Consider the following 6437-nt stretch of genomic DNA (forward strand, 5'->3'; position numbering starts at 1 on the left):
TAGCCATTGACGTAATATTTCAAACTAAAAGCTTAATTAATAAATGTTAAATTTAAACGATATGTTTTGTTAACTTGCGGCAAAATCCTCCAAAAACAGGCGTTCATGAAGTCAATCATCAGTTTTGTCATCAGATATATACCACGAAGCTTTTTGCAGCTCATCAGCCACATTTTTTTAAGGATATTGGCCATTTTCTATCGGGGAAATGATGTTAGTTGTCCGGTATGTCAGCGGGAATTCAGTAAATTTCTACCGTACGGCCGCAAGGCCAGAGAAAATGCCTTATGCCCAAATTGTCTTGCCCTGGAGCGGCATCGACTCATGTGGCTTTTTCTTCAGCAGGAAACCAATTTCTTTGAGGCCGACTTAAAAGTACTGCACATCGCTCCCGAATTGTGCTTTATTGACCGCTTCGAGAAACTTCCCAATATCGACTATATCACCGGAGATATCGAATCCCCGCTTGCCAAAGTCAAAATGGACGTCCATAACATCCCTTTTGAAGACCAATCCTTTGATGTGGTCTTTTGCAACCACGTCATGGAACATGTCGAGGATGACCTGCTGGCCTGCAAGGAAATCAACCGTGTCCTCAAAAAAGACGGCTGGGGGATCATCCAATCACCAGTTTATGACATCCCAAAGACCCTAGAGGATCACACTATCACGTCCCCTGCTGAACGCGAAAGGGTATTTGGCCAGCGGGACCATGTCAGGAAATATGGCCAGGACTATGCCGAGCGGCTTTCCCAATCAGGTCTGAGCGTACAAAAGAACAACTTTGTAAAAACCCTTTCGGAGGAAACCATCAAGGCCTTTGCCCTTCCGCCAAATGAAATCATCTTTTATTGTTCCAAAGGAAGTGCTACTTCTTAAGTAATGCGGTCACCAAACCGGCGCCATAAGCAAACAGCTGCCCATAAGAGGTAAAAACGGACAATACCCCTACCCATAATGAACGCGATCCAATGGCTGCTGACAGCAGCACTCCCATAGTCCAGCCCCCGTAAAGGAGCACTCCGGCAGTGTATAGGGGGGGACTGATAAAATAGCTGAACAGTACCGCCAAAAAACCACCAAGGAAAAGGGCCGGCATCAAATGAACCGCCTTAATGGCTCCTGGATGGAAGCGGTTGACATTTACCCTGTTTTGGCCAAATGAGAAACTTTGGCGCAGAAAAGACATGAAATCATTTCTGCGCTTATGGTAAACATAAGCCTCCTTGACCAGTTCAAGGTGAAATCCTCCCTTTTTGATGCGAATGCTAAGCTCTATGTCCTCTCCCCTATTCGGATCTACAAAGCCTCCCAGCGTATCGTAGACTTTTCTCGAAAACCCCATGTTGTAGCCTCTGGCCTGATATTTTTTCGGATCAGCTACTTTCCCCCTGATACCCCCAGTCGTCCAAAATGAAGTCATGCTGAAATTGATGGCTTTTTGAAAGGGGGAAAAACCTGCGGCTGCCTGGTCCGGTCCCCCATGGGCATCTAGCTGCCGATATTGAATGGCCTCCTGCAAATTCATAAGGTATGCGTCGGGAATCACACAATCTGAGTCAAAAAACACAAAATAATCACCCTTGGCATGTTTCATCCCGAAATTTCGTGCAAAACCTTGCCCTGAATTTTGCTGATAAAAATATCGGACGGCCAACCTGTCTTCAAATTTCCTAACCACTTCCTCGCACCTGTCAGTAGAACCATCCTCTACCATAACCACCTCAAAGGTCTTAACGGTCTGCTGGCACAAGCTCTGGAGCAATTCTGAAACTTCTGAAGGCCTGTTATAAACCGGAATGATGATGGAAAAAAACATCAGCGACCAAAATTAAGCTCCTCATCGATATTATAATCTCCCTTTCGTGAGCTCGTGGAAATCATCATTTCAGCCAAAAAACCTGTCAGAAAAAGCTGTACCCCAACAATCAGGGCCACCAATGAAAGGAAAAACAAAGGCTGCTCCGTCACTTCCCTCACGGGCAGGCCATGATGAATCCCCCAGACTTTTTCAAACACCAACCAGCAGGTAATCAAAAAACCACCAAAAAAGGAAATGGTGCCCAATGCCCCAAAGAAGTGCATGGGCTTCTTTCGGTACCTGTTGACAAAAGAAACCGAGATAAGGTCCAGAAAACCGTGCACAAAACGCTCGATTCCAAATTTGGTCGTGCCGTACTTTCTCGCCCGGTGCGCTACTGCTTTCTCTCCAATTTTATTAAAACCGTTCCATTTGGCGATCAGCGGGATATAACGGTGCATTTCTCCATACAGATGGATCTGCTTGACCACCTTGTTTCGGTAAGCTTTTAACCCACAATTGAAGTCATGTAACTTGATTCCTGAAATCAAACGGGTCACGCCATTAAAAAATTTAGAGGGAACTGTTTTGGTAAAAGGATCATGGCGCTTTTTCTTCCAACCCGAAACGATATCATATCCCTCCTCCATGATCATGGCATACAGCGCAGGGATCTCATCCGGACTGTCCTGCAGATCTGCGTCCATGGTAATGACTACATCCCCCGAAGCTTTGCTAAAGCCAATGTCCAAAGCAGCCGATTTCCCGTAATTTCGGCTAAAACCAACTGCTTTGACATGGCCATTTTGCTGGGCAAGACATCCGATTACCTCCCAGGATTTATCTGAACTACCGTCATTGATGAACATCAATTCATAACTGAACCGATGTTCGTGCATGACCCGCTCTATCCACGTGGTCAATTCAGGTAAAGACTCCTCCTCATTATATACGGGAACGATAATCGAAATTTGCGTCATTTAATATCAATAACTTTGGGTTGGTTCTTTTCTTTTGATGATAGCACCGATGATCAAAGCCAAGATCGCGTAAATTATAAGAGCAAAGCCAAAAGCTTTAAGTTGTCCCCCCACAGAATAGGCATCCAAGAAGCCTTGCTTCATCTCATTTATTTGCTCGGTACTCATGGCATCCGCCGCTCCAAAACTTTCAATAATTTCCATCGTATTTTCCATTTGCTGATCGGCCAATACCTGTGGAAGCGCTGGATCTATGACCATATAAAGCAACAGGTTTCCCACAAGGCCAATAATTCCTGCCACTATCAACGTAAAAAAGGAAAACTGAAAAGCTGAGCCAAAAGGCAGGTAACCTCCAACCTCTTTTCTGTATTTAAATCCAAAAAACAATAACAATGCAAAATATAATATCAGTACTGCCAATCCAAACCAGTTAGATGCCAGCAAAGAAGCTTCTATAAAATAGATCAAGTAAACGATTACCATCATCATTAATCCCAGGACCAAACCAGTCCTTAAGGCTGCTCGAAAAGGTGTTTCATGTGTTTCCATATTAACAAAATTTAGTTTTTTATCCTTTTTAAAATTATCGAAATAATAATTGTAAAGAACAATTCCAACATAAAAATTTTCAGAAACACATCCAGTACCACATCCCAAACGGACATTTTTTGATGTGCCGCCAAGGCACTATCATAGGCATCTTGATCTACGTTTTCACTAATATAGGCTTCTTTTCCTTGGAGATATGTGATTTTTTCTGCCTTGTAACTGTCAAATAATGTCGAATCCATTTCAAGAAAAAGCGCAATTCCCAATGCCGTAATCAACGCTACCAATCCATAAATAACGAAGCCAACGGTCATTCCCTGGGCAAACAGCATTTCGCCCTGCCCTTCGGTATCTCGATAGTTTTTGGTCCCTATAAACACAAAAACGGGTGTGATCAAACAGGCAAATAATAAGGTAAAATCTATCGGTTCCAAGCCTATCCAATACAGTACCCAAAAGGCCAGCAAGCAAAAAACGCCCCCGACGATCCCGAATAAATAGCCTCCTTTAAAATATTTAGTCATCCAACCGCGCGAATTTATCCTTATTGATCACCAATTTCACTTTTCCTTTCAACGTTTGATTAAAAAATGGAGAATTAGCAGAAAGGGATTTATTGGTCTGTTTGTTGAAAACCCACTCTTCGGCAGGGTCAAATACGGTTAATGAGGTCATCTCCTTCCCCGTACTTCTGATAATACGTCCGGGAGCAGTGGTAATCTTTTCAATCAACAATGGCCATCCCAGTTTCGCTTCCAGGGAAACCATACCCGGCAAAAACGTCTGCAAGCCACTCATGCCAAAATCGGCTAGATCAAACTCCATGTGCTTGGCATCATAATCTCTTGGCTGGTGGTTCGAAACAATGGCATCAATAGTACCGTCCTTAAGCCCTTCCAGTAAGGCTTCCTGATCTTCCTTGCCCCTGAATGGTGGCATCACCTTTAGATGGCTGTCATAGTTTTCTAGATCGCTGTCCACAAATAGCAACTGGTATAGCGAGACATCCGCGGTAACCTGCAGCCCTTCTTCTTTTGCTTTCCGAATGGCAGCCACCCCGTTTCGGGTACTGACGGTTTGGAAGTGAATACTACCGCCCGTATACTTCAAAATCTCAATATTCTTTTGGATGGCCACCTCCTCTGCAAGGGATGGTATTCCTTTCATCCCCAAAGAAGTGGAAGTATATCCCTCATGCATCTGACCAAATATAGCCAATAGCGGGTCATAGGACTGGTCAAAAAGGATCCCATCAAACTTTTGTAAATACTGCAGCACCTTCATCATCCTATCCGAATTGGATAGGGGTACATTTCCGTCCCCAAAAATATTGACACCATGATGGTGAATATCTAAGATTTCGGTAAGATCCTCACCTAAAGTATCCTTGGTAACCGCTGCATGAACATGAAGTTTGGCAAAAAAATCCCTGGCTTTATTTTTTATAAACTCTACTTCATTTTTACTCTGAATCACAGGGGAAGTATTGGGTAACAAAACGGCTTCTGTAAAACCTGCAGATTGGAGTGCGCTGTCCAAACTAGCTAGGGTTTCCTGGTACTCATGTCCGGGTTCCCCCACCCCACATCTCAGATCAATCCACCCGGCACTTCCAAGCCATCCGGCGCAATCCACTATTTCATCAAATTCACTTTCATCTCCCTCATATGGCTTTACCTGATTTCCATCATAGGCGTAATTTTGGGGGCTACCGATGGTGTCTTTTTGGATTAACTTAAGTGATTTTAGTAGAACTGCCATGCTTAAAATATTTGTGCAAAACTGGCACTTTTTTCTTTAAAAATAAACCGAAAGGTCAAAAAAAGCCTTTTCAATGTTCAAATGATCATAACCTTCCCAATCTAATTTCCGACGGATGATAAATTCAGCTATCTATCGAAATAATGGTAGGCCACAAAGACGCTAAGTCACAAGGCAATTTTACATCCCTTTCCATGCGGTCGCAGCATGCATTTGGTGGTTTGGACTTTATGGCTTTTCCAGGGGATGAATGTTGACATGTTCTTGTGAAAGATGATGCCGCCCCGTCAAAGCGATGGTTTTGATCTATTCGCACGAATGGGTTTTAGCGGGAGTTTGTGGGGAATAGGGAGGTAAATGTAGCTAAAACGGAAAACGTTGAATGGGCAAATATACCATGGGTTTCACCCATGGCTATGGATGTGGCGCCCCTCCGGGGCTGGGCATCGGTTGTGAATTCCTTGTGTTCTTTGGAGTTTAGGGGTATTTCCCATGAAAATAAAGGGACAAACGATATTTCTGGGGAGGAATTTCCGACCAAGCCGAAAGATTGGGGGAATTTGTGAGAAACAGTGCTGGTGACCATGTTTGCCCACGCGCGCAGGCAAACTCCTGCGTTTGGGCAGTGATCAGCTTTTTTCGCACCATCACGTCATACCTGCCTGCCGCAGACTGGCATGCCTGCATCTTTTTCCAGTCCGCTCGCTTGGTTTCTCCACGCCGAAATCCCTCAAGGCAGCGTATAAAAAACTGAAATGATAAATGCGGGGAGGCCGACAAGGCAGCGGGGCGGCGGCTGGCTAGCGGGCGAAAGCCTTGCCATGTCTTGATTTCCTCTTGCGACGGACAGGTTTTCGTTCTTTTTTATCAAGAAAAAAGGACAAAGAAGTCCGGATGGCATCTGTTCTTGCCCGATGATGGGGAAACCATAAAGTCTCCTTTAAGGGGACTTAGGGGCAGAAACAAATCAAGCAATATTTCTGAGGGCTACTTTATTTAAAGGATGCTATTTCATCTATGAACTGGATGAATCCAAGCGTTGCCGAGAAGTCCTCTGCATAGCCAAAGGCATGGGCATCGTAGTTTTATAAGTAAGTTACTGATAAGGGATTTGAACACGGATTAGCAACGCCTTAAGCATCCTATCTGTGTTTATCCGTGTCCATCCGTGGCAAAACAGAGCCCAATGTGGCAGGGCACATGTCCGGCAATCATAAGTAGGCAGATCCCCAACACTTTGGGACCTGCACAAAAAAGAAAAGGCCCTTCCGCAACTGCGGAAGGGCCTGTATAAAAGCGGGCGGCGACCTACTCTCCCGGGTGTAACCCCAGTACCATCGGCG

6 protein-coding genes and 1 rRNA gene (1 of these 7 running past the window's edge) are annotated in these 6437 nt (G+C 44.5%); 1 reads left to right on the forward strand and 6 read right to left on the reverse strand.

The genetic code is table 11. The features are described from left to right. Positions 1–105 precede the first annotated feature (105 nt). Entirely contained in the window at positions 106–879 is a 774-nt protein-coding gene (locus tag ECHVI_RS22490; protein ID WP_041739170.1) for a class I SAM-dependent methyltransferase, read from the forward strand. On the opposite strand, the gene ECHVI_RS22495 is transcribed toward ECHVI_RS22490, so the two are convergent. The 6 genes from ECHVI_RS22495 to rrf form a co-directional block, all read right to left on the reverse strand. Next, positions 869–1819 (reverse strand): glycosyltransferase family 2 protein, encoded by a 951-nt coding sequence (locus ECHVI_RS22495; protein WP_015268313.1) that lies wholly within the window; start codon positions 1817–1819, stop codon positions 869–871. The two genes, ECHVI_RS22490 and ECHVI_RS22495, sit on opposite strands and share 11 nt — an antisense overlap. Further along, on the reverse strand, positions 1819–2781 hold the full coding sequence (locus ECHVI_RS22500) for a glycosyltransferase family 2 protein (protein WP_015268314.1): 963 nt from the start codon (positions 2779–2781) through the stop codon (positions 1819–1821). The genes ECHVI_RS22495 and ECHVI_RS22500 overlap by 1 nt, the downstream gene beginning before the upstream one ends. A 6-nt stretch (positions 2782–2787) precedes the next feature. Beyond that, the gene (locus tag ECHVI_RS22505) at positions 2788–3333 is read right to left on the reverse strand and encodes a DUF4199 domain-containing protein (RefSeq protein ID WP_015268315.1); all 546 of its coding nucleotides are present in this window, start codon (positions 3331–3333) and stop codon (positions 2788–2790) included. An 11-nt stretch (positions 3334–3344) separates the two neighbouring features. Further along, entirely contained in the window at positions 3345–3857 is a 513-nt protein-coding gene (locus ECHVI_RS22510; protein WP_015268316.1) for a DUF4199 domain-containing protein, read from the reverse strand. After that, a complete protein-coding gene (locus tag ECHVI_RS22515; RefSeq protein ID WP_015268317.1) occupies positions 3850–5094 on the reverse strand; it encodes a dihydroorotase in 1245 nt (414 codons plus the stop codon). Before ECHVI_RS22515 ends, ECHVI_RS22510 begins: the two co-directional genes overlap by 8 nt. A 1295-nt stretch (positions 5095–6389) precedes the next feature. Next, positions 6390–6437, reverse strand: a 5S ribosomal RNA gene (gene rrf / locus ECHVI_RS22525); it runs 64 nt beyond the window's last position.

Source organism: Echinicola vietnamensis DSM 17526, from assembly GCF_000325705.1.
GTDB classification, from domain to species: domain Bacteria; phylum Bacteroidota; class Bacteroidia; order Cytophagales; family Cyclobacteriaceae; genus Echinicola; species Echinicola vietnamensis.